The organism is bacterium, assembly GCA_030685015.1.
Classification (GTDB): Bacteria; CAIWAD01; CAIWAD01; order CAIWAD01; family CAIWAD01; genus CAIWAD01.
This window is the reverse complement of sequence record JAUXWS010000059.1, coordinates 13,615-35,285: the sequence shown is the minus strand read 5'-3', so window position 1 is coordinate 35,285 and position 21,671 is coordinate 13,615. Positions and strand designations below refer to the sequence as shown.

General features: G+C 65.2%; 23 protein-coding genes. 10 read left to right on the top strand and 13 right to left on the bottom strand.

The features are described 5' to 3' along the window. Positions 1-38: 38 nt before the first annotated feature. The 5 genes from Q8O14_08050 to cutA all read right to left on the bottom strand — a co-directional run bounded on the left by Q8O14_08050 (position 39) and on the right by cutA (position 2,918). Positions 39-203 (bottom strand): hypothetical protein, encoded by a 165-nt coding sequence (locus tag Q8O14_08050; GenBank protein MDP2360691.1) that lies wholly within the window; start codon positions 201-203, stop codon positions 39-41. Between the two features lie 110 nt (positions 204-313). After that, positions 314-1,426, bottom strand: coding sequence for a hypothetical protein (locus Q8O14_08045; GenBank protein ID MDP2360690.1), 1,113 nt, complete (start codon positions 1,424-1,426; stop codon positions 314-316). A 115-nt stretch (positions 1,427-1,541) separates the two neighbouring features. Next, positions 1,542-1,856, bottom strand: a complete 315-nt coding sequence (gene trxA / locus Q8O14_08040; GenBank protein MDP2360689.1) for a thioredoxin — start codon at positions 1,854-1,856, stop codon at positions 1,542-1,544. Between the two features lie 25 nt (positions 1,857-1,881). Continuing rightward, positions 1,882-2,517, bottom strand: a complete 636-nt coding sequence (locus Q8O14_08035; protein ID MDP2360688.1) for a hypothetical protein — start codon at positions 2,515-2,517, stop codon at positions 1,882-1,884. Positions 2,518-2,582: 65 nt separating this feature from the next. Beyond that, positions 2,583-2,918 carry a divalent-cation tolerance protein CutA gene (cutA, locus tag Q8O14_08030; GenBank protein ID MDP2360687.1) on the bottom strand — a complete coding sequence of 112 codons (336 nt, stop codon included), beginning with the start codon at positions 2,916-2,918 and terminating at the stop codon, positions 2,583-2,585. 83 nt (positions 2,919-3,001) lie between these two features. On the opposite strand from cutA, the gene Q8O14_08025 reads away from it, so the two are divergent. The 5 genes from Q8O14_08025 (at position 3,002) to Q8O14_08005 (ending at position 7,613) form a co-directional block, all read left to right on the top strand. Continuing rightward, entirely contained in the window at positions 3,002-3,466 is a 465-nt protein-coding gene (locus tag Q8O14_08025; GenBank protein MDP2360686.1) for a PTS sugar transporter subunit IIA, read from the top strand. A gap of 91 nt (positions 3,467-3,557) precedes the next feature. Continuing rightward, complete coding sequence (locus Q8O14_08020; protein ID MDP2360685.1) at positions 3,558-4,304, top strand: RNA methyltransferase; 747 nt, start codon at positions 3,558-3,560, stop codon at positions 4,302-4,304. Then, positions 4,291-4,938: a type II CAAX endopeptidase family protein gene (locus Q8O14_08015; protein ID MDP2360684.1), complete on the top strand. Its 648-nt coding sequence runs from the start codon at positions 4,291-4,293 to the stop codon at positions 4,936-4,938. Before Q8O14_08020 ends, Q8O14_08015 begins: the two co-directional genes overlap by 14 nt. 78 nt (positions 4,939-5,016) lie before the next feature. After that, positions 5,017-6,630 carry a SpoIID/LytB domain-containing protein gene (locus Q8O14_08010; GenBank protein MDP2360683.1) on the top strand — a complete coding sequence of 538 codons (1,614 nt, stop codon included), beginning with the start codon at positions 5,017-5,019 and terminating at the stop codon, positions 6,628-6,630. Beyond that, positions 6,627-7,613, top strand: a complete 987-nt coding sequence (locus tag Q8O14_08005) for a cysteine synthase family protein (GenBank protein MDP2360682.1) — start codon at positions 6,627-6,629, stop codon at positions 7,611-7,613. Before Q8O14_08010 ends, Q8O14_08005 begins: the two co-directional genes overlap by 4 nt. 12 nt (positions 7,614-7,625) lie before the next feature. On the opposite strand, the gene Q8O14_08000 is transcribed toward Q8O14_08005, so the two are convergent. The 8 genes from Q8O14_08000 to hrcA all read right to left on the bottom strand — a co-directional run bounded on the left by Q8O14_08000 (position 7,626) and on the right by hrcA (position 15,628). Then, positions 7,626-9,185: a GGDEF domain-containing protein gene (locus tag Q8O14_08000; protein ID MDP2360681.1), complete on the bottom strand. Its 1,560-nt coding sequence runs from the start codon at positions 9,183-9,185 to the stop codon at positions 7,626-7,628. Further along, positions 9,106-9,687: a 16S rRNA (guanine(966)-N(2))-methyltransferase RsmD gene (gene rsmD / locus Q8O14_07995; GenBank protein MDP2360680.1), complete on the bottom strand. Its 582-nt coding sequence runs from the start codon at positions 9,685-9,687 to the stop codon at positions 9,106-9,108. The genes Q8O14_08000 and rsmD overlap by 80 nt, the downstream gene beginning before the upstream one ends. Then, on the bottom strand, positions 9,687-10,838 hold the full coding sequence (locus Q8O14_07990) for a hypothetical protein (GenBank protein MDP2360679.1): 1,152 nt from the start codon (positions 10,836-10,838) through the stop codon (positions 9,687-9,689). Before Q8O14_07990 ends, rsmD begins: the two co-directional genes overlap by 1 nt. 65 nt (positions 10,839-10,903) lie before the next feature. Next, positions 10,904-12,295, bottom strand: a complete 1,392-nt coding sequence (locus Q8O14_07985; GenBank protein MDP2360678.1) for a hypothetical protein — start codon at positions 12,293-12,295, stop codon at positions 10,904-10,906. 11 nt (positions 12,296-12,306) lie between these two features. Next, the gene (locus tag Q8O14_07980) at positions 12,307-12,801 is read right to left on the bottom strand and encodes a ComEA family DNA-binding protein (GenBank protein ID MDP2360677.1); all 495 of its coding nucleotides are present in this window, start codon (positions 12,799-12,801) and stop codon (positions 12,307-12,309) included. A gap of 29 nt (positions 12,802-12,830) precedes the next feature. Continuing rightward, complete coding sequence (gene dnaJ, locus Q8O14_07975) at positions 12,831-13,955, bottom strand: molecular chaperone DnaJ (GenBank protein MDP2360676.1); 1,125 nt, start codon at positions 13,953-13,955, stop codon at positions 12,831-12,833. Positions 13,956-13,958: 3 nt separating this feature from the next. Further along, a complete protein-coding gene (locus tag Q8O14_07970; GenBank protein MDP2360675.1) occupies positions 13,959-14,474 on the bottom strand; it encodes a nucleotide exchange factor GrpE in 516 nt (171 codons plus the stop codon). A 74-nt stretch (positions 14,475-14,548) separates the two neighbouring features. After that, positions 14,549-15,628: a heat-inducible transcriptional repressor HrcA gene (gene hrcA / locus Q8O14_07965; protein MDP2360674.1), complete on the bottom strand. Its 1,080-nt coding sequence runs from the start codon at positions 15,626-15,628 to the stop codon at positions 14,549-14,551. A gap of 161 nt (positions 15,629-15,789) precedes the next feature. Between hrcA and rpmH the strand changes: the two genes are divergently transcribed. From rpmH to mnmG, 5 genes are all read left to right on the top strand, one after another. Further along, on the top strand, positions 15,790-15,936 hold the full coding sequence (gene rpmH, locus Q8O14_07960) for a 50S ribosomal protein L34 (GenBank protein ID MDP2360673.1): 147 nt from the start codon (positions 15,790-15,792) through the stop codon (positions 15,934-15,936). A gap of 353 nt (positions 15,937-16,289) precedes the next feature. Continuing rightward, positions 16,290-16,484: a membrane protein insertion efficiency factor YidD gene (gene yidD, locus Q8O14_07955; protein ID MDP2360672.1), complete on the top strand. Its 195-nt coding sequence runs from the start codon at positions 16,290-16,292 to the stop codon at positions 16,482-16,484. 13 nt (positions 16,485-16,497) lie between these two features. Next, positions 16,498-18,336, top strand: coding sequence for a membrane protein insertase YidC (gene yidC / locus Q8O14_07950; GenBank protein MDP2360671.1), 1,839 nt, complete (start codon positions 16,498-16,500; stop codon positions 18,334-18,336). A gap of 6 nt (positions 18,337-18,342) precedes the next feature. After that, entirely contained in the window at positions 18,343-19,683 is a 1,341-nt protein-coding gene (locus Q8O14_07945) for a tRNA modification GTPase (GenBank protein ID MDP2360670.1), read from the top strand. Positions 19,684-19,709: 26 nt separating this feature from the next. Further along, a complete protein-coding gene (gene mnmG / locus Q8O14_07940) occupies positions 19,710-21,656 on the top strand; it encodes a tRNA uridine-5-carboxymethylaminomethyl(34) synthesis enzyme MnmG (protein MDP2360669.1) in 1,947 nt (648 codons plus the stop codon). Positions 21,657-21,671 lie beyond the last annotated feature (15 nt).

Below are 21,671 nucleotides of genomic sequence, written 5' to 3'. Positions count from 1 at the left end.
CCCGGGACTTTCTCGATCACCTCCGGATGCCCGCAGCGTCACGAGAACAGTCCATGCCGGCGCCGCAGGTAGAAGAAGATGGCAAGCAATTGCTTCTTCGGCATGTGGGCAAAGGCCTGCTCCTGCCCGCGGTAAACGCTGGACAAGCTGCGCACCAGCTCCTTCTTGGTGGCCGGCACCCAAAGGTCTTTCTGCGGTAGCATCCCTGTCTCCTTTCCTGGATTTCAACTACAGGACAAGTAACAGGGGGGTGGGACATCGCGCAGAGGGCGGCCGCGGCCGCCCTCTGGATTCCTGCTGTTGAAGATCGGGATCAGAAGGCCAGGCTGACACCCATGCTGACGGCCGAGTAGGTGGCGATGCTGTAGTCCAGATTCCAATTGATGATGCCCAGGCGGATGTTCGTGCCCAGGGTGAGTCGCATGGTATTGTCGCTGGCCAGGTCGAGACTCACCGGCTGCACCACCTGTCCGGCGGGATCCACATCGGTGGGAACCTCGACGATGAAATCGTAGGACACCTTCATGCTGGCGTCCTCGTACATGAGGCCGGCGTAGGGCGTCAGGTTGAGGAAGCGCCAGCCAAAGGTCTTGCTCGCGTTCAGGCCCAGGGCGAAGGAGCTGCAGTCGAAGATGTCGCCCACCTGAATGCTCTGCGTGAAGAGGCTGGCCGCCACGTCCACCGGCAGCTTCATGTCCAGCCAGACCGCCGGGTTGTGCTGAATGCCGAATCCCAAGTACTTGAACTCACCCAGGTCGCTGTCCAGCTCGACGGCCGGCAGGTAACGCAGGGTGAACTGCGTCCCGTAGAAGGTGCCCAGGGTCAACTGGGGCGCCACGAAGGGAAGCAGGCTGATGTCGGCCAAGCCCCCGAAACCGCCGAAGGGCAGTTTCAAGTCGTAGGCGGGCAGGGTGTAGGGGTTGCCGAAGGCCGTGTAGGTGTCCCCACCGAAAGCGACGGTGACCGAGTCCGTGGGCGCGCCAATCACTGTCGCCCCCGAGATGCGCACCGTGCTGTTCTGGCCCGTCAGCTGCCGGACCAGCTCGTTGCGCACGCTGGCTGGCAAATATCCCTCGGTCCGCTCGTACTCGTCAACCAGTTGTCCGGCCTGCCCGTTGGAAAAACGGAATTGGCCCTGCACGTCGAAATGGCTGGCGTCGGTTGGGAAGAAGGAGCCCATGAGGGCGACGCCTGCTTCAAGGTTGAAGCCCAGCTTGTCGGCCTTGGGAGCGCGGTGGAACCAGCCGGAGTTGAGATTGGCGCCAAGGGCGGAGGAGATGGGGGCGACATACTGCGCCGCCGCGTCGGCTGACAGGTCGTTGAGGGTTTCTTCCAGCGTCTGCCCGCGTGATGCCCCGGCCTGCAGGAGGACCGCCAAGGCGCCGGCGATCAGAGTCCGTCCAAGGGAGTCGGATCCATGCTTCATTTGATTGTTCCTCTCATTGGGTGCCGCAATTATCGACACCCGCCGAGAGAACATGCAGCAGTCAAATGAAAATGTGCCGCATCAGGCGCCACGGGGTCTGACGCCCGGCGTAGGGTTACTTGTTGCGGGAGATGAGGTCCAGGATGTTCTGCTCGCCCGTCATGCCCACCAGCTGGTCCACCGGTTGCCCGTTCTTGAACAGGATCATGGTGGGGATGCCGCGGATGTTGAAGCGCGAGGCAAGGGCCTGGTTCTCGTCCACATTGACCTTGCCGACCCTGGCGCCCAGGTCCGGCGTGGCCGCCACCTTCTCCAGCACGGGTGCCAGCATGCGGCAGGGTCCGCACCACTCGGCCCAGAAATCCACCAGGGTCAGGCCACTGTCAACCGTGCCCTGGAAATTGCTTTCGTCCAGTTTGATGATGCTCATTGGATCTCCTTATGGATTGGCTCTGTCAGCATTCCTCTGGTTCACCGCCCGCTGTCTCCAACATCATGGGCAGGATGTTCTCCAGGGCGGCGAGATAGGTCTCCATGCCTTTCCTCACCAGCTCCCGTTCAGCGGGGGGGATCTGCTCAATCAGCTTGCGGGTGATGCGTCCGGCATGGCCCATCTGGCTGCGCACCCGGGCCGAACCCTCGTCCGTGATGCGGATGAGAATGACCCGGCGGTCGTCCGAAGAGGGCTCGCGATGAATCAGGCCCTTGCCGCGCATGGCGCCGGACAGTGAATCGCGCTCGTCGGAGAGGGTGTCGCCGATGCGCGTCATGCGGCTGCAAGCCACTCCAATCTCATCGGCCAGCGCTTTCATGGACATGTCCCGGGGCAGCGTTTCCAGCTGTTCCTTGCGCAGCATGCCATCTCGGTAGCTCTGGCGCATGCAGCGCGGCAGATGCTGGTTCTCCTCCGTGGACGACAGCTGGCGCAGGGCGATGCGGCGGCGGATCTCCGGTTTGTTTTGGCGGAAACGCTCAAGCAACTGAAGGGTGAGGCACTCCATCCGGCCCAAGCCGCTGCAGCGCTGCCGGACGAAGTTGGCGCGGTCCGTCAGCAGGGTGAACTGGTCCATCAAGTGCTGGAAGGCCGTCACCTGGGCTTCTGAGGGTGATTTTGCTTTCATGGGTGAAATATAAAGAGCCGAAACTTTTCCTGCAATCAATCGTCAAGCGGCTTTTCCTGGCAGAGCGACTGGACCCAGGCCAGGTAGGCCTCGCCCACCGCGGCGGGCTCCAGTGCCACGAATTCCGGCAGTTCATAGGGGTGGATGGCGGACAGGCGCTGCTCCAGCGCCTCCAGCCGCTCATCCACGGTCTTGATGAACATGAGGCACTCCGGCTCCTCCTCCAGCCGGCCCTCCCATGGATAGATCGAGACACAGCCCGGCTGCAGTGTCACGCAGGCGGCCAGGCCCTCCTCCACCAGCTGCCGCGCCATGTCCTTGCCCTGGCGGGCGCTGCCCACCGTGGTCAGCACGATCCGCATTCCTCTCATGATCCATCCTCATGTGGCTGGTCCGCCGCCTCTTCATCCTCAAGGTCGTTTCCTAATTTCACATCATCGAAGGAAGCGTCGGCATGAAGTTCTCCCAGCTTTTGCGACCCGAACACGTCCTGGTCGGCGCCAAGGCCGCCGACGCCAGCCATGCCATCAGACAGCTTGTGCAGCTGCTGGCCGCGACCGGCGCGCTGAAGGAACCGGAGCGGGCCCTGCCCCTGGTCCTGGAACGGGAGCGGGAGTATGCCACCGGCATCGGCGCCGGGGTGGCCATTCCCCATTGCAATTGCCTGCTCTTGCCCGAGGGCCTGGTGGCGGCCGGACTCTTCGACAATGGCGTCGATTTCGGTGCGCCCGATGGCCCGGCCCGGCTCGTTCTCCTGCTGCTTAGTCCGCCGGGCAATTCGGGCGGCCATCTCAAACTGCTGGCGCGCATTTCCCGCCTGGCCCGCCACGGCCTCTGCCAGCGCCTCGCGGAGCAGGCAACGCCCGAAGCGGTCATCCTGGGCTTCGCGGAGGCGGAGCGGGATTTTCTGGACCTTTAGCCCGAGCGTGCCCTGACCACGACGCCGGCGCATCCGGCGGAGGTGCCATCTGCGTCGTCTTGCCAAGAACGAATTCCTGTCCCTGGGTGCGTTGCTGCGGCCGGCCGGCCGGAGCGAGGCGGGCTGTGTGCTGGTGCCGGGCATCAAGTGCGCGGTGGAGTACCTGCGGGCCGGAGCCTGGCCTGACCTGATCCTGGTCGGGGAAGAACTCGAACCTGAATTGAAGGGTCTGCTGGGCGAGGATGTCTGGCAGCGGGCCGATCGCGAGGATCGCCTGCGTCGCCCGCGCCCCCACGAGTTGTCACGCCTGGCGGACCAACCGCATCCGGAGGGCCTTCTGCTGGCCGGCCCCATGCCCCGGCGGTCGCCACCGGATCGATCCCCGCCCCGGGTGGTGTTCGACGGCGTGCAGGATCCTGGCAATCTGGGGACCATGCTGCGCACCGCCCTGTGGTTCGGCCTCGACCGCGTCTGGCTGCTGGCGCCCTGCGCCGATCCCTGGAGTCCGCGCGGCATCCGGGCGGGCATGGGCGCCGTCTTCCATCTGGCGGATTGCCGTGTGTGGGAGCCGGCGGACTTCGCGGCGTGGGCCAGAGAGCAAGGAGTCCGTCTGCTGGGTCTGGACGCCGGCGGCGACCGGCCCCTCCACGAACACCTCTTCCAAGAGGGAGAGGTGCTCGTCCTGGGGAGCGAAAGCCATGGCCTGCGCCTGCCGGCGGAGCTGCTCGCCGGCCGTTTGCGCATCCCCGGCGCCGGACAGGCGGAGAGCCTGAACGTGGGACACGCCTTGGCCATCTGCGCCTGGCAGCAATGGTTGGCCCGGCATGGCGCGCCCTGACCTTCCGCCCGCCGTGTGGCTCATCCCCTGGGCCGGGCTGCTCATTCTGCCCGCCGCAGGCAGCGGTCCCATCGGCAGCCGCCTGGGCGTCCTGTTCGCGGAGCTGTTGCTGGGCCTGCCCGCCCTGCTGGCCACTCCGCCGATCCTGCGGCCGGAGATCCTGCCCTTTCCCCGCCTCCCGCGGAATTGGCTGCTGGGCGCCGTCCTGCTGGCGCCGCTGGCGGCCGTGCTGCACGCCCTTGTCGCCCTGCTTGTCAACCACCTGTTTCCCATGCCATCCGACCTGGAGGAGACCCTCCGCCAGGCCCTCGTGCCCGGCAGCCCGGCCGAAGCCCTGCTCATCGGCGCATCCTTGTTGATCGTGGCGCCCATCATGGAGGAGATCTTCTTCCGCGGCTTGCTTCCCTGGCTGTGGAAGCGCCACTTCCCGCGCGGGGCGGTGGCGGTCCCGGCCCTGCTGTTCGCCGTGTCACACGCAAATCCCTGGGCCTTTCCCTCCCTCCTCCTGCTGGGACTGCTGCTGGGCCTCCTGCGCGAGCGCAGCGGCTCCCTGCTGCCCGGCATCCTGATCCACGGCGCCGTCAACCTGCTGGGCTACGGCCTTCTGCAGTGGCCCACGCCGCCGGGAAGCTGATGGCGCGGCCGGCGCGCCGGGGCAACTGCTACCTTCCCGCCACGGATTCCTGCCTTGATCCATAATGAACAGGTGAGCATGGAGCGCGTCCGCATCGGCTTTCTGCACCAGCGCGAGGATGTCCAGCTAAGGCTCCCGGCCGGCACACGGGCCTGGAGTGACGGCCGGGATTGGCCGCTGTCCGGCGACTGGCGCTTGGCGTGCTCCGCAACTCGCACGGGACAGATCCAGCAAGCCATCAAAGTTCTGGAGTGCGCCGACCTGCCTCTGGCCGAGGAGGCCGCCGACCAGCTCAGGCGGGCAGGTCTGGCCGTCGAGCTGCGCGCCCATGCCCGGGGCGCCGCCTGGCCGCTGGCGACCGCGCCAGCCACGTGGCTGCTGGCCCTTCCCCTGGGTGAGCCCTGCGCCGCCCAGCCCGGCGAGCACATGCTCCGCGAGCAGCCGTGGCCAGGGGACGACCCGCTCCTCGAGCGGGTGCGAAGGGCCCTGGGCGACCTGCCGACCCGCACCGCTGGAATCGACCCGCCCCTCTGGCACCTCCAGGCCCCGGCCCGCTGTCGGTGGACGGTGCTGGCGGCGGAGGGCACGTTGGCCTTGTGCGACAAGGACGGGCGCCGCGTGGAGGCGGCGGGTCCCCTCCGTTTCCTCGTGCCGCAGGGCGAAGCAGCGCGGGTTGGCGAGGTGCGGGTCGGCATCGGCTTCCACTGGGATCACCGCGAGACGCTGGCCTACGAGGACACGCTGGAGGCGTGGATCGAGCCGTCGGGGCGGATCGGCCTCATCAACGAATTGGACCTCGAGCGCTACCTGGCCAGTGTCAACTCCTCGGAGATGACGGCGGACTCGCCGCCCGACCTCTTGCGGGCCCAGACGGTGGCGGCGCGCAGCACCCTGCTCGCCACCCGCGGCCGCCATCACGCCGGGGAGCCTTTCGACATCTGCGCCGACGACCATTGCCAGTGCTTCCGCGGCTGCGGCGCCATCGCCGCCGCGAGCGATGAGGCGGCCCAGGACACGCGGGGAGTGGTGCTGACCCACGCCGGCCGCGTGTGCGACGCCCGCTACTCCAAGAGCTGCGGCGGCATCGTGGAAGCCTACGAGCACGTCTGGGAGGACCAGGCGGTGCCCTACCTCCCAAGCTTCCGGGATACCTGCGTGCCGGATCCCGGCTTTGTGCGGCCGGCCAGCGAAGAGGCGTGGCGGGACTGGATCCTGGCGGCCGAGTCCGTCTGGTGCAACACCGAGGAGTTCAAGCTGCCACCCGGCCTGGCTTTCAGCGACGGCTTCTACCGCTGGCGCGTCGAGCTTACCCGCGACGAGGCGGCCGCCCACATCCGCCGCACGACCGGGAAAGCCTTCCGGCGCTTGTTGGATCTGACGCCCCTGGAGCGCGGCGCCTCCGGCCGCCTGCGCCGGCTGCTCGTCCGCACCGATGCCGGGGACTTCACCCTGGGCAAGGAGCTGGCCATTCGCCTCGCCCTGTCCGCCACCTGCCTCTACAGCGCGGCCATCGTGCTGGACTGGGAGGGGGACACGCTGCTGATCCGCGGCAAGGGCTGGGGCCACGGCGTGGGCCTTTGCCAGTTGGGCGCCACGCGCATGGCGCTGGAGGGTCGCCCCTGGCGGGAGATCCTGGCCCATTACTATCCGCACACCGCGCTGGTGGCGATCAGACAAGCGGAGGCCCCATGATCCACGACTCCATCCTCTCCCTGGCCAACAACACGCCCCTGGTGCGACTCAACCGCGTCTGCGCGGACTTGGCCCCTGTCTTCCTGGCCAAGGTGGAACGTTTCGGACCCACCGGCAGCGTCAAGGACAGGGTGGCCGTGGCCCTGGTGGACGATCTGGAGCGGCGCGGACTGCTCAAGCCGGGTGGCACCGTGGTGGAGGGCACCAGCGGCAACACGGGGATCGGTTTGGCCATGGTTTGCGCCCAGCGGGGCTACCGCTGCGTGATCGTGATGCCGGAGAAGATGAGCCGGGAGCGCGAACTGATGCTGCGCGCCTTCGGGGCCACCGTCATCCGCACCCGCACGGAGCTGCCCCACGACCACCCTGAGAGCTACTCGGGGGTGGCGGAACGCATCGCGGCGGAGACGCCCGGTGCGGCCCTGGCCGGCCAGTTCAGCAACCAGGCCAATCCGGACTGCCACTATCGCTTGACGGGGCCGGAGATCTGGCGTGACACGGATGGGCGGGTGGACGCCTTCGTGATGGGCATGGGGACAGGCGGCACCATCAGCGGCAGCGGCCTCTTCCTCAAGGAGAGGAACCCGGCCATCCGCATCATTGGCGCGGATCCGGCGGGCAGCAGCCTGAAGCGCTTCTTCGACACGGGCGACCTGGTGGAGGGGGGGCCTTATCAAGTGGAGGGCATCGGCCTGGACTACAAGCCCGACACTCTCAACCTGGGTGTCGTGGACGAGGTGCATGAGATCCGCGACGCCGAGAGTTTCCACTGGGCCCGCCGCATCATTCGCGAGGAGGGCATCCTGGTGGGCGGCAGCAGCGGCACCATCCTCGCTGCCGCCCGCCGCGCGGCCCGCACCATGACCAGGGAACAGACGGTCGTGGTGGTGCTCTGCGACAGCGCCGAGCGCTACCTGAGCAAGTTCCTCGACGATGACTGGATGTGCGCCAACGGTTATGATCCCGAGGCGGTCTTCCCCTGAGCGGGGCGGCACTCAGAAACAGCAGCGGTTGCGGCCGTCCGCCTTGGCCTTGTAGAGCAGGGTGTCGGCGCGCTTGAGCAGCTCCTCCGGGGTCTGGGCGCCCGAGCTGCCATCGTAGACGGCGATGCCCAGACTGATGGTGATGGGCAAGCCCTGCCCCGACACATGGCGGAAGGGCTCCACCGCCACGGCGCGACGGATCTTCTCTCCGGCGACCCGCGCCGCGTAAAGGCCCGTTTCCGGCAGGAGCACGACGAACTCCTCCCCGCCGTATCGCACTGCCACATCCGATCCGCGCAGCAGGGCCAGCAGGCGCTCGCCCAGTTCGCGCAGGACCTCGTCCCCCTGCTGATGCCCATAGGTGTCGTTGACTCTCTTGAAGTGGTCGATGTCGATGATGATGCAGGCCAAGGGGCGCTTGTAGCGTTGGCAGCGGGTGAACTCCCGGCTGAAGAACTCGTCGAAGTAGCGGCGGTTGAAGAGCCCGGTCAGCTCGTCCACGGAGGCCATCCGCTGCAGCTTCTCGTTGGCCGCCTTCAGGCTGTGCGCCAGCTCCTCGGCCTGCCGGCGCGCCGTGGCCAGCTCCCGATTGAGCTGCTCGTAGGTCTTGTTGATTTGGGTCAGCTCCTGGTTGGCCACGTCCAGGATCTCCGTGTAGCTCTTCAGTCCCGGCAGGTCCAGCCCGTATTGCCGGGCAACATCCAACACCTCTTCTCGGATGGAGCGGAAGAACTCGTCCACCTCGCCGGGACTCATCGAGATCATGCGGGCGGCCTTCACTTTGTAGTCGGCGATCGCCGCCCCTTTGGCCGGGCTGTAGAAGATGTTGGCGGCCTGCCGGGCCAGGTGCACCACGCGGCAGATGGCGCGCACATCCTCGGGCTCGCCCTCGCTGCCGGCCAGGTCGTGGTGATAAAGGATGGGTCGGGAGAGCAGGTCCGGGATGTCCCAACGCTCGAGCAGACACTGTCCCAGGCGTTCGTGCGACACGGCGAAGTCCTGCACTTCCGCCAGCACGATGTCCTGCCCGCCCGCCACCTCGTCGTGGATCACCTGGGCATAGGTCTCGCCGTGCAGCTTGAGTTGGGCCAGCATGCCCACGTCCATGAGCAGGGCTGCCATGAAGCACTCGTCCAGAGGCGGACGACCCAGGACCTGGGCGATCTTGCGTGCCGTCACGGCGGAGAACAGGCTACGTTCCCAGATGATCCGCATGTCATGCAGCGCCGTGCCCGTCTTGAACATGACGTCCACCACGCCGGCCGAGATGACGATGGATTGCACCGTGTCGAAGCCGAGAATGACCACCGCCCGCTGGATGCTGCTCACCTGGTGCTGCAGGCCGTAGAAGGCGGAGTTGACCACCTTGAGGATGCGCGAGGAAAGGGCCGGGTCGGCGCCGATCAGCTCGGCCACTTGTTTGGCCTGGGAGTCCCCGCTGTTGATGAGCTGGGTGACCCGGTTGATGACGGGCGAAAGGGAGGGGAGATCGTCAATCCGGTCGATGAGGATCTGCGGATCCGTCGCCCGGTTCCCGCCTTTGTTGAAAGAGGCTGATCGTGCTGCGCCCAAAAGCCTTGGCCCTCAACAAAATCAATCCTTCGGCCGCTGGCTTCAGCTGCGACGGGTGCTCCACCACCAGCAGTCCTTTGTTGGTCAGGATATCGGCTTGGCCAAGGGCTGTCATCAGTCGTGGATAGTCCGTTTCGTCATACGGAGGGTCGACAAAAATCACGTCCCAGCGCTGGGTCGGACGGCGCCGCAGGAAGCTGCCGACCTCAAGGCGCAGGACGACCCCGGTGGACTCCTCGCCAAGATGGCGCAGGTTGTGTTCTATCAGCCGCACGGCCAGCGGCGCCCGATCTACAAAGGTGACCTGCCGGGCCCCCATGCTGAGGGCGAGCAGACCCAAGCCCCCGCAGCCGGCAAAGAGGTCCAGTACCATGGACTCGGGGAAGTGGTCGCGCAGGACGTTGCCCAACCAGTCGCGCATGCGCCCCGTGGTGGGTCGGATGCGCTCATCGGGCGGCGTCTTCAGGCGGCGCCCCTTGTGCTGGCCGAACAGGATCTGCATCAGGGCCGCCCGGCCTTGCCCGGGAGAAGGGTGACCTGCCACCCCAGGGCGGCGCCGCGCGGATGGTCGGGGGAGAAGCGCCAAGCGGTACCCTTGCCCGGTTGCTCCGCCCGGCGCCGCTGAAGGGTAAGGCGCACCGGCGGAGGATCAAGCTGGCCGGCCAGTTCCGCCAGACTGGCCACGGCGAAGCGTCGCACGGGGCGGGTGGCGTCCTCACCCGCCATCCCGCCAGGCAGGACCTCCGAGAATTCCAGGAAATAGGTGGTGGGACCCACGCGGCTCACGCGGGAGGGCCTGCCCAGCACCTCGGTCAGGCGACGACCGGGCGGATGCTCCACCCGGACGAGCATGCCGCCGGCATCCAGCACCATGAAATCCGGCAGCTCCGTCTCGTGGGCGGCCAGTTCGCGCAGCAAACCGACCCAGGTCCCCGTGTCGCCCGTCGGCGCTGGCTCCAGTGATGCTGGCAGGGTGTCGGCCACAGCCGGCTGTAGCGGCTGGACGTGCAGGGACTCGGCGGGGGCTTGCGACAACGCGGCCACCACCGGCGCCTCGTCCCTGGACGAGCTGCCCCGGCGCATGATCATCCATCCGGCGGCGACGGTCAGCAACAGGATCCCCGCCAGAACCGGCGCCAGGCCGCGCCAGGGCGTCACAGGTTCAAACCGTTCGGCCGCAAGCCGTTCTTGCAAGTTCCGCGCCCGCTCAAGATCCAGGCGGAAGACAACCGGCTCGTCGCCCAGGGGCGCCAGTTCCACCAGGATCCAGCCCAGCTCGTCGGCCATCGTCCGGCAGAACTGGACCAGGTTGTGGCGCACGGCCAGGAGGCGTGTCTCGCCGGCGACGGCCTGGACCTGATCATCTCCCGCGACTTCCTGGAAGTCGAAGAGGTATTGCTCGGATTGTTCCGGGGCGTTGCAATCAAGCTCCCAGGCCACGTGATGGATTGGATGCCGCAGGGATTCTATGCCTGTGTAGGGCAGGCGCAGACAGACCTGGCCCCAGACGGGCGGCAGCCGAAGGCGGATGCGGGTGCCGGCCCCGGGCAATTCGATGCCATGGTCATCACGCAGGTGTTCGGCGATGAGGCGGGCCAGTTCGCCGGTCTGGATCAGCTTGGAATGAATCTGGTAGGCAAGAGGGGCCTCCACGGCACCTTCGGCGCCGTGGAGGACAATCCGATCTTCAAACAGCGCAACATCAACCAGATGGTTGATCATTCCCACGATTTGGTGCCGTTGTAGATGTACCCGTGGTTCTCCGGCGGCTTCACCTCGAAGAGCCGCTTCAGACCTCTCTGATACTTCTCCTCGCCCGTGATCGGGCTGTACACGGCCAGGCCCACCGTGTCAACCTTGACCGCATCGAGGGCCGGCTGCATGCGCACTCTTGCCACCAAATCCTTGATGCGCTCGTCGGCCAGCAGCCGGTTGAAGGGCTCCGCCAGCTTGCCCTGGAACTCGGGGAAGAGCAGGTCCGTGCGCAGGGCGTCCGCTGTGTAATAGTCAAGAGAATCCACCCCGGCCACCCGGGACTGGTCGGCCGTGGCCACCAGCTCCTGGCGGGGCTTAAGCTTTGGCAGAAGGGCCAGTGTCTCCTTCACCGTGACCGCAACCTGGGTTTCATCGGGAATGCGGTACTGGGCGTTGCCAGCCGTCATGGCCGAATCCGCCAAGACGCCAAACACGGTTCCGATGGCCGTCGAGGCTAGATCCTTCAAGGCCCCCAGGAAGGCGTGCTGTTGGCCGGGCGTGGTGATGGGCTCGCCCGCGGCGCCGTCAATGGTGAAACGGTAGGCGCCCTTGAAACCGTACTTGCAGACGTGTTTCATCAGGAAGGGCTGCTTCGTGGTCGGGCAGACGCCGATCTCGTCCAGGGGCAGGCTGAGGCTGTAGGATTTCACCGGCATTCGCGCGCTGGGTCCCGCGGCGAAGAGTGATGTCGTACCGGGACGGGCAATGAACTTGCCCTGGGTGGACGCCCACAGGTCGCGGCTGAGGTCGCCCGCCTTGCGTTCGATGACGGTGATGGGGTGCTCGGAATCCAGGCAGAGGGTGTCGGAGCCGATGCCCGCGTAGAGCGGCTTCACCTGGGCCACGATGCGCACCTGGTAGAGGTCCAGGCCGCCACCATCCGGTTGAGCCACGGTGTTGCGGCCCAGGTCATGAATCGTGAAGTCCTTGATGCGCATCGTGTCTTCCGTGGTCACCAGGAGGCTGTCGCGAATCAAGGCCTGTAATTGAGTCAGGCGTTGTTCGTCCTCCTCCGTGCGGAACTCGACCCGAAGCAGGTCCTCCCGCTCCGCCATCAGATCCATGTTCATTTTGACTTCGATCTCAAAATGGACCGGCTCGGCATCAATGAAGGTCGTGTCGAGGGCGCTCACGATCTCATCGATGGAATGGGGATAGCGCTTGTTGAAATAGACGAAGAGACTGCCGGCGTTGTGGAGGTTCTCCAGCCGCAGCTGGGCGGTCTTCAGATCCCGCGCCTGCTGTTGCCATTGCTGCTTGGGGAACCAGATGGTGTAGCCCAGCACCACGATGAGGATCGCGATCAGCACTTTCAGCACGATGCTGCCACCCGGGGACTTCTGCACGGCCGCCATGGGCGCTCCTGTCATTTTGCGTCGCGGCGGCCGGCGCCGGCTGGTTGAGGCGGCGAAGCCGGGGTTCCGGACGCGACCTTGTCGCTGCCAATCCCCACCTGACCCTGTAGTCGTGCGAAGGTGGCGGGTCCGATGCCCGGCACTTCCATCAGATCCTCCACCCGTCGGAAGGCCCCGTGTCGACGCCGCCAGGCCAGGATGCCGCCGGCCTTGGTCGGCCCGATGCCGGGCAGCTCCAGCAGGGCCAGGCTGTCGGCATGGTTCAGGTCCAGCGCTTGTGTCGGTCCGGCCAGGCTGGCCGCGGCCGGCCCGGCGCCACTCGGCGCGCCACTGTCGGCGGCCAGTGCGGCGCCTGTCCGCATGAAGGCAAGGTCAAGGCTGTCAAGCGGAAATGGAGGGTCCGGCTCCCGCCAAACCCGCCACCCAAGCATCAAATATCCCGCGCCCACCAGGGCGATCACCACCGCGGCGGCGCGGCGCTCCTCAGGCGTCAACCACTGTTTCAAACCTACCAATCCCCGTCTGAACTTGCCTTTCAGCCGAAGATGTGGTTGACCAGCTTTTTGAAAAAGCTCTTGCTCGTCCCTTGGGGCGAAACATCCTCCATGCCGCGCAGCTTCTCGAACAATCGCCGCGTTTCCGCCCCGAGTTCCCTAGGTGTGTAAAGGTGGATGCGCACCACCTGATCGCCCCGGCGACCGCCCCGGCCCTGGATGCCCTGGCCTCTCATGCGCAGCAGCGTGCCGCTTTGCGTGCCGGCGGGGACCTTGAGCGAGGCCTCGCCTCCCAGCACGGGGACCTTGATTTCGCCGCCCAGCACGGCCACCGGGATGCTGACCGCCTGCTCCAGCAGGATGTCGTCGCCGTGGCGCTCGAAGACGTCGTGTTCCTGCTCGCGCAGCACCACCACCACGTCGCCCCGCGCCTTGCCGCGCGGCCCGTGGTTGCCCTGCCCGCGCAGACGGATGTAATTGCCGTCCTCCACGCCGGGCGGAACCTTGATCAACACGGTGGTGTCGCCTTTTTCCAGGCCGCTGCCCTGGCAGCTCCGGCATGGGCTGCGCACGACGCGCCCCTCGCCGCCGCAGTTCTGGCAGACCACGATGTTCTCGATCATGCCGAGAAAACTGCGGGACACCTGACGCACGCGGCCCTGTCCATGGCAGACAGGACAGGGCTCCGGTCGCGAACCATCGGCGGCGCCGCTTCCGTTGCAGGTGGAGCAGGGCTTCTGGATCTTGATCTTGATCCGCTTCTCCACGCCCTGGGCGATCTCCTCCAGGCTGAGATGCAAGGTCAACTGGAGATCCCGCCCGCGCTCCTGTGTTTGCCCACCGCCGCGGAAGAGCTCCTCGAAGCCGCCCATGCCGGCCTGCGAGAAGAAAGACCGGAAGAGGTCGAAGGGGTCGAAGTCGGGCTGCGGCCCGCTGTCGAAGCCCTGGGTGGCGGCGTGGCCAAAGCGGTCGTACTGGGGGCGCTTCTGCTCATCCGAAAGGACGGAGTAGGCCTCCGACACTTCCTTGAACTTCTGCTCGGCGTCCGGGTCCTTGTTGCGGTCCGGATGATAGGTGAGGGCCAGCTTGCGATAGGCTTTCTTGATGTCCGCCCCCGACGCGTCCCGCGGCACACCCAGGATTTCGTAGTAGTCGCGCTTGGACATGCCTTACCGCTTGTTGACAATCACCTGGGCGTGGCGGATCACCGTCTCGCCGTGCAGGTAGCCCCGCACATGCTCCTCAACCACCACGTCGTCCTCCCGCGCGGGATCCTGACTGATGGACAGGGCCTCGTGCCGCGTCGGGTCGAATGGCTCGCCACAGGCGCTGAAGGCTCGCACGTCCACCTGCTCCAGTTGGGCGGCGAATTTGTCCAACACCAGGTCCAGACCGCGGAAGAGGGTCGCCAGGTCCATTTCGGGAGTGGCGGTCTGCCGCACCCGCTCCAGGTCGTCCAGTGCCGGCAGCAAGGCCAGCACGACCCGATCCACCGCCTGGTCGCGCACGCGCAGCTGGTCCAGCTGGGTGCGGCGGCGATAGTTGTCAAACTCGGCGCGCAGCCGCAGCAGGCGGTCGTTGGCCAGGGTCAGTTCCTCGCGCAGGCGGAGGGCTTCCTGCGCCCCGTCCATCGGGTTGGCTGGCGGCACCTCCTCCGTCCAGGCCTCCGCCGCGCCATTGGCCAAGTCCTGTCCTGAGCCGGCGGGTGGCGGACCGGGGTCCGGGGGAGGACTTCCTGTGTGTGGTTTCTTGTGCTTGCTCATCCGATTCTGGCCGTATCCTTGTCTCTGTCCTGGGCGAATCTGCTGCTGATGAGATCCGCCGTGTACTTGACGAGATGCATGAGCCGCGAATAGTTCATGCGTCGCGGTCCGATGATGCCCAGGGCTCCCGGCAGGCTGCCCACGTGGTAGGATGCCGTGATCAGGCTGTAGTCGGCGGCGCGCTCCTCGGCGTGCTCGCGGCCGATGAGGACGCTGATGTCCTCGCCGATCTTGCTGGTCAGCAGGTGAAGGATGATGTCGCGATCCTCGTAGATCTCAAGGATGCTGCGAAAGCCGTCCTCACGGAATTCCGGGATGTCCGGGATGTTGCGCGCCCCATCCATGATCACGCCCTGGGACGCGCTGGGTGCGAAGAGGCGGTCGGCGCTGTCAATGAAGAGCCGCGCCACGCCGGCGCCTTCCCGCACGTCCGCCAGCCGGTCGGCGATGGTGTCGCGGATCTGGCGCAGGGTCAAGCCAGCCAGTCGCTGCTGCAGCATGCGGGCGAGCGGGAGAAGATCGGCCCCATCCACCCGGCTTTCAATCTCCAAGGTGACGGTACGGGCCAGCCCCGACGCGACGGTGATCACGACCAGCACGCGCGACCCGCCCAGCGGCACCAGATCAAGCCGTTCCAGCACCCCTTCCTCGAAGGCGGGGGCCAGCACGATGCCCAGGTTCCGCCCGATGCGGGACAAAAGCTGGGCGGTGCGCTCGAGGATGGCCTCCACATCGGGCATCAGCTCGTCCACGTTCTGCTGGATCAGTTGACACTCCTCCCGGGAGATGCGCTCCTGCTCCATCAGGTGGTTGACATAGACCCGGTAACCATGATCCGTCGGGACGCGACCCGCGGAGGTGTGGGGATGGGCCAGCAGGCCTTTTTCCTCCAAATCGGCCATGGCATTGCGAATGGTGGCGGCGCCGAGGTCCAGGCTCTGAATTTTCGAAAGTGTACGGCTTCCAACTGGGTTGGCCGTCATCACGAAATTATGAATAACATAACGGAGCACTTCGGCTTCCCGATCAGTGAGACCGGGGACATGCTTCGCCGGTATGGCGGTCGTGCTCTTCATGCATCCACGTCCTTCCGTGATGGAACTGGAAATAATAGAGGAATGCCCTGCGCCAGTCAAGTGATGGCGATCATGTTGATGAGGAGCAGCTTGCATTGCCAGTGGAGGGATTGTAAACTCTTGGTCTTTGCTGATCAACGACCTGGATACGGAGTCATGTCATGAAGCGCACCTTTCAGCCCAGCAACCGCAAGCGCCGCAACAAGCACGGTTTCCGCGCGCGCATGGCTACACCCGGCGGTCGCAATGTGCTGTCCGCCCGTCGTCGCAAGGGGCGCAAGCGCCTGACGGTCAGCCTTGCTCGATGAGCGGCTCCCCCGGTGCCGGATCCTCAAGGACTCCAACCGGATCCGCGAACTGCTGCAGCACGGTGGCCGTCGCCGCGGGCGGTACATCACCATCTACCTGGCACCATCGGAGCGGCCGCGGGCCGCTTTCCTTGTGCCCCGTCGCTATGGCAACGCCGTGCGGCGCAACCTGCAGAAGCGGCGGCTGCGGGAACTCTACCGCCGACACCGGGATCGCTTTCCGACAGATCGCGATTTGCTTTTCCTGCTGAGGGCTTCGGATCGCCGTCAACGTGGCTCGGAGCCGCTCGCCGTGGCTGACTGGCGCGGCCTGTTGAGGGACCTGAATGAGCTTTTCCCTGCCCCGCCGGGCCATGCAAGGTCTCATCCGCCTCTACCAGGTTAGCCTGTCGCCCCTGCTGCCGTCCCGCTGTCGGTTCCATCCGACGTGTTCCGCCTACGCCCACGAGGCGTTTGGCAAGTATGGTTTCGCAACCGCTCTGAGGAAGACCTTGTGGCGTCTGCTGCGCTGCCACCCGTTCTCCCGCGGCGGTCTTGACCTTCCCTGACAAAGGAGCCTCCATGGGAAGCGGCCTCGACAAGCGTTCGGTGCTGGCCTTCATCATCATCGGCATCATCGCTCTCTTCATGAGCACGGATACCTATCGCCGCTGGATCGGCATGCCCACCAGCGAGGAGCTTGCCGCAGCCAAGGCGGACAAGGTGGCCGAAGCGACGGTCCGACCCGATGAGGCACCCGGCCTGGCGACCAAGGACGCTCGACAAGAAACGGTGGCCGGCCTTGAGGCGGCGCCGGATCCTGTGGCCATCAACCCCGGGTCCGGCCAGGGTTTCGACTTCCCGGCGGGCCGGCCGGAGGAGCGCCAGCTTCGCGTGTCCACCAAGCTCTACGACGTAGTGTTCAGCACACGTGGCGCCACGATTGTCCGCCACGAACTGAAAGGACTCAAGAGCTACTGGGGCGACACCGTTGTGTTGATCGACGAAGGTCGCGCCAATCTCATCCCCGAATTCAATCTGGGCGGCCGCCAGGTGGACACAGCCACCTTCCTCTTCGAGTGCCCCCTGCCGGACATCACCATCGTGCCGGCGAACGGGGAGCAGCTTGTCGAATTTGCCTACACCGGTTCCGACGGCGGGCGCCTGGTCAAGCGCTACGTCCTGCGGGACGACAGTTATCGCATGGATGTGCTCATCCAAGTGCAGGATTTGAGTGAGCCGATCCGTCATCTCCGCTGGGGCCTGCGCTGGGAAAGCGGCCTCCATCTGACCGAGTCCAGCGCCATGCAGGACAACATGTACACAGAGGCCCTGGCGCTGGTGGGCGGCGAGATGGCCAATTTCCGTCTGGGCCGCAAGGCGGAATCCGGTGAAGACATCCGCAAAGGCAATGTGCATTGGGTGGCCACCCGCAACAAGTACTTCCAGCTTGCCTTGGTGCCGCTGGACGTCAAGGCCGACCAAGTCCGTTTCACGGGGCGCCAAAGCGACCCGGGCGGCGCCGATGCCCACGGGGAATACGCCTTCGACCTGGAGTTGCAGCTGGATCTGGACCACGCCCTCAGCCAGAGCTTCGCCCTCTATCTGGGACCGCTTCAGAAGAACGCGCTGGCCGACATGGACCCCTCCCTCCAGCAGAGCATCATGACCCGCACCAGCCTGGGCTTCATGGGTTTCATGTGGCCGTTGATCAAGCCCTTTGCCGCCATTGTCCTGTGGGTCTTCACCAAGCTGAATCTATTCATCAGCAACTACGGCGTCATCATCATCCTGTTCTCCGTTCTCGTGAAGCTCGCCGTCTGGCCACTCACCGCCAAGAGCCATCGCAGCATGAAGGAGATGCAGCGGATCCGGCCGCTGCAGGAAGAGCTCAAGCGCAAGTACGGCAGCAACCCCAAGAAGCTGCAGGAAGAGACGATGAAACTCTTCCGGGAGCACAAGGTGAACCCTTTCGGCGGATGTCTGCCCAACCTGCTGCAGATGCCGCTGCTCTTCGCCCTCTACTTTGTTTTTCGCGGCGCCTTCGAGTTGCGCGGCGCCAGTTTTGTGGGGTGGATCACCGACCTGTCGGTGCCCGACTCGGTCCTGGCCTTGCCGTTCTCACTGCCCCTGTATGGGAATCATGTCTCTCTGCTGGCCATCATTTTTGGTGTGTCCAGTTTCCTAATGATGCGCATGACCATCACTGACCAGACGCAGAAGACCATGTTGTACATCATGCCCGTCATGATGTTGTTCATCTTCAACCAGTTACCCTCTGGCTTGACTCTCTATTATACTCTTTTCAACCTCTTGTCCGCTGCCCAGCAACAGTGGATGACCGGCGGAACCATGCCGCCGGCCCCGGTCCAGGCGCCCGCGCCGGCCCTGACCATGAAGCGGAAGCAGAAGGCCGGTTGATGCATCATGCTGTCCGGACACCGCGATACCATCGTGGCCTTGTCCACGCCTCCGGGCAGGTCCGGCATCGCCATTGTCAGGATGAGCGGGCCACGGGCCCTGGACATTGCGTGCCGACGGATCGTCGCTCCACTGACTGAACAGCCCCGCCCCGCCTCGCTTCTCCATGCCCGCGCCAAGTTATGCTGGCTGAACGATTTGGAGGGCCAGCGCCTGGACCAGGCCATCGTCCTCGCCTTCCACGCGCCCTGCAGCTACACGGGTGAGGACGTGGTGGAGTTCCATCTCCACGGGTCGCCCTGGATCGTCGGCCGCGTCCTTGAGGATTTGGGCCGCGAGGCGGAAATGGCCCTGGCGGGGGAGTTCACACGACGAGCCGTGGAGCATGGCCGCATGTCCCTCACCCAGGCGGAGGCGGCTCTCGCCCTGATCGAGAGCCGCTCGTCCCTTTCCCACCAATTGGCCTTGCGCGGCTTGGCGGGACAACCGGGGCGCCTGATGCAGGAGTTTTGCGATCAGCTGCTCAACCTAATCAGCCTGGTGGAGGCCGAGTTGGACTTCGCCGAGCATGAGATCACGCCGGCGCCTGATGATGTCCTGATTGATGCGGCGCAGGCCTTGAGCGGGAAGGTTCGCGCATGGCGAGAGTCCTGGCGGATCGGACGCTTGGCTGATGGCGCCAATGTGGTGCTTGCCGGTGCGCCCAATGCAGGGAAGTCCACCTTGATGAATGCCCTCGTCGGCCACGACTGCGTGCTGGTGGATGCCGAACCCGGCACCACGAGGGACTCAGTCTCCCAATCGCTGCGTCTGGGCGACCTCAGTGCCACGCTGTGGGACACCGCCGGCTTGCACGAGGCTGATAATCGGGTGGAACGACTGGGCATGTCACGGACACGGGAGCTTCTGGTGCGCGCGGACTTGGTCCTGCACCTGGTTGCACCGGGTGGCCATCCCCTGGCGGAATTGCTCGATGATCCCCGCGCCCTGTTGGTGTGGACCAAGTCCGACTTGCTGCCCCCCAACGCCGACATGGGCGGCTTCGTCGTCTCCGCCAAGGACGGTGTCGGGCTTGAGCAGCTGAGAGCCGAGATGGGGTCCCGCCTGCTGAGCGAGGATTGGCAGCACTTGGAGATGGTCGTCTCACACTCCCGCCATCATCAATTGTTGGGTCTGGCACTAGAGGCCCTACAGCGGTTCATCACGTCCATCAGCGAGGGTGAGGATCGCGCCCTGACCGCCGCCAACCTGCACGAGGCCCTTGGTTGTTTGGGCGAGATTCTGGGCTGGGATAATCTGGAAGAGATCTACCCTCGCATCTTCGCCCGCTTCTGTGTCGGGAAGTGAGGCGACACGTGACGAGCGCCTCTAGTGTGTACCCGCCCCACCCATGTTCCACGTGGAACATTCCCGGCCCGCCTTATGACTTGGTGGTTGTCGGAGCCGGTCATGCCGGTATCGAGGCGGCCCTGGCCGGTGCCCGCATGGGCCTGCGCACTCTGATCATCACCATGTCCTTGCAAACCATTGGGCAGATGTCCTGCAACCCCGCCATTGGGGGCGTGGGCAAAGGCCAGTTGGTGCGCGAGATAGATGCACTGGGTGGAGAGATGGGGCGTCTGGCCGACCTCTCGGGAATCCAGTTCCGCATGCTGAATCGATCCAAGGGCGCCGCCGTCTGGTCGCCCCGCGCCCAGTGCGACAAGTGGCATTATGCGCGGATGGCCACACAAATACTGTTCAATCAACCCGGGCTGGATCTCCGTCAGGGCCAGGTTGTGGATCTCGCGTTTGATAAGGGGCGGATTCGTTCCGTTTTGCTGGACAACGGCACCGAGATACCAGGGCGCGCCTTCATCCTCTGCGCCGGCACCTTCCTCAATGGCCTCATCCATGTTGGTGACAAGCAGCGCGCCAGCGGGCGGGCCGGCGAGCCTCCAGCCCACGGACTCAGCGCCGCACTGGAGCGGATGGGCGTTGCCGTGGCCCGCTATAAGACGGGGACGCCACCGCGGGTGGACCGCGAGTCCATCGATTTCTCCTCTTTCGAGCTTCAACCGGGCGACACACCCTCCAGGCCTTTTCGTTTCTATGAGCACCTGGTGAATCTTCCCCAGTTGCCATGTCATCTCACTTGGACAACCGAGGAAACCCACCGTCTCCTGCGGGAGAATCTCCATCTCTCGCCCATGTACTCGGGCCGGATTGAGAGCATCGGTCCCCGCTACTGTCCCTCCGTCGAAGACAAGGTTGTTCGATTCGCCGACAAGGACCGGCATCAGCTTTTCCTTGAGCCAGAGTCACTTGACGGGCGCGAGATGTATGTCAACGGCTTCTCCACGTCGCTGCCAGAGGAGATCCAATGGCGGGCGCTGCGCACGGTACCGGGCTTCGAACATGTTCGACTGATTCGACCGGGTTATGCGATCGAGTATGATTATTTCCCCGCCTGGCAGATCAACATCGGCTTGTCCCTCCATGAGATTCCGAACCTGTTCCTGGCTGGTCAGATCAACGGGACATCGGGTTATGAGGAAGCAGCGGCCCAAGGCTTGCTGGCCGCCATCAACGCCGCCGCCCTGCTTGACGGCAAGGACCCCCTGGTGCTGGGCCGCGATCAGGCCTACATAGGCGTCCTGGTTGACGATCTTGTCAACAAATCCCTGCTGGAACCCTATCGCATGTTCACGTCAAGGGCGGAGTTCAGGCTTCTGCTGCGGCAAGACAACGCTGACGAGCGTTTGATGGAGTACGGTCGTCGATGCGGCCTGCTGGAGGAGTGGCGTTGGCAAACACTGTTGCATCGTCGAAGCCTGCGCGAGCGTATTGTGGACTGGCTGATGCGAAGCAGCCTGCCGGCGGGCGTCATCCGCCAGATTCTTTCGACCGGGGAGCCAGATGGCCCAGAAAGTCCCCAATCCATGCTGGACCAGCCACCCTGCTCAGGATCCCAACGTGCGGCGGAGTGGTTGCGTCGTCCGGATGTCAAGCTGAATGCGCTGCTCACCGCGGCTGGTCCTGATTGGTCGGCGGAGGCAGACGAGGATCTGCTTGCTGGCATTGAACTGGATGTCAAATACGCAGGCTACATCGAGCGACAGCATCGGGCTGTGGCGAATTTTCGCCGCAATGAAGGCGTGGCCTTGCCAAAGGATCTGGACTATGCATCCGTCTCCTCACTTTCCACCGAGGCACGGCAACATCTGGGCCGCGTGAAGCCACACAGCCTTGGCCAAGCCTCGCGCATTGGAGGCGTCAATCCGACGGATGTCCAGGCCCTTTGGGTACACCTGCAGCGGCGACTGCTCCCAGGGGCCTGATCTCCACAGTGCAAG

Coding starts and splice junctions, on each gene's coding strand:
- Q8O14_08050 (MDP2360691.1), bottom strand. CDS start 203: ATGCTACCGCAGAAAGACCTTTGGGTGCCGGCCACCAAGAAGGAGCTG.
- Q8O14_08045 (MDP2360690.1), bottom strand. CDS start 1,426: ATGAAGCATGGATCCGACTCCCTTGGACGGACTCTGATCGCCGGCGCC.
- trxA (MDP2360689.1), bottom strand. CDS start 1,856: ATGAGCATCATCAAACTGGACGAAAGCAATTTCCAGGGCACGGTTGAC.
- cutA (MDP2360687.1), bottom strand. CDS start 2,918: ATGAGAGGAATGCGGATCGTGCTGACCACGGTGGGCAGCGCCCGCCAG.
- Q8O14_08025 (MDP2360686.1), top strand. CDS start 3,002: ATGAAGTTCTCCCAGCTTTTGCGACCCGAACACGTCCTGGTCGGCGCC.
- Q8O14_08015 (MDP2360684.1), top strand. CDS start 4,291: ATGGCGCGCCCTGACCTTCCGCCCGCCGTGTGGCTCATCCCCTGGGCC.
- Q8O14_08010 (MDP2360683.1), top strand. CDS start 5,017: ATGGAGCGCGTCCGCATCGGCTTTCTGCACCAGCGCGAGGATGTCCAG.
- Q8O14_08005 (MDP2360682.1), top strand. CDS start 6,627: ATGATCCACGACTCCATCCTCTCCCTGGCCAACAACACGCCCCTGGTG.
- rsmD (MDP2360680.1), bottom strand. CDS start 9,687: ATGCAGATCCTGTTCGGCCAGCACAAGGGGCGCCGCCTGAAGACGCCG.
- Q8O14_07985 (MDP2360678.1), bottom strand. CDS start 12,295: ATGGCGGCCGTGCAGAAGTCCCCGGGTGGCAGCATCGTGCTGAAAGTG.
- dnaJ (MDP2360676.1), bottom strand. CDS start 13,955: ATGTCCAAGCGCGACTACTACGAAATCCTGGGTGTGCCGCGGGACGCG.
- hrcA (MDP2360674.1), bottom strand. CDS start 15,628: ATGAAGAGCACGACCGCCATACCGGCGAAGCATGTCCCCGGTCTCACT.
- rpmH (MDP2360673.1), top strand. CDS start 15,790: ATGAAGCGCACCTTTCAGCCCAGCAACCGCAAGCGCCGCAACAAGCAC.
- yidD (MDP2360672.1), top strand. CDS start 16,290: ATGCAAGGTCTCATCCGCCTCTACCAGGTTAGCCTGTCGCCCCTGCTG.
- yidC (MDP2360671.1), top strand. CDS start 16,498: ATGGGAAGCGGCCTCGACAAGCGTTCGGTGCTGGCCTTCATCATCATC.
- Q8O14_07945 (MDP2360670.1), top strand. CDS start 18,343: ATGCTGTCCGGACACCGCGATACCATCGTGGCCTTGTCCACGCCTCCG.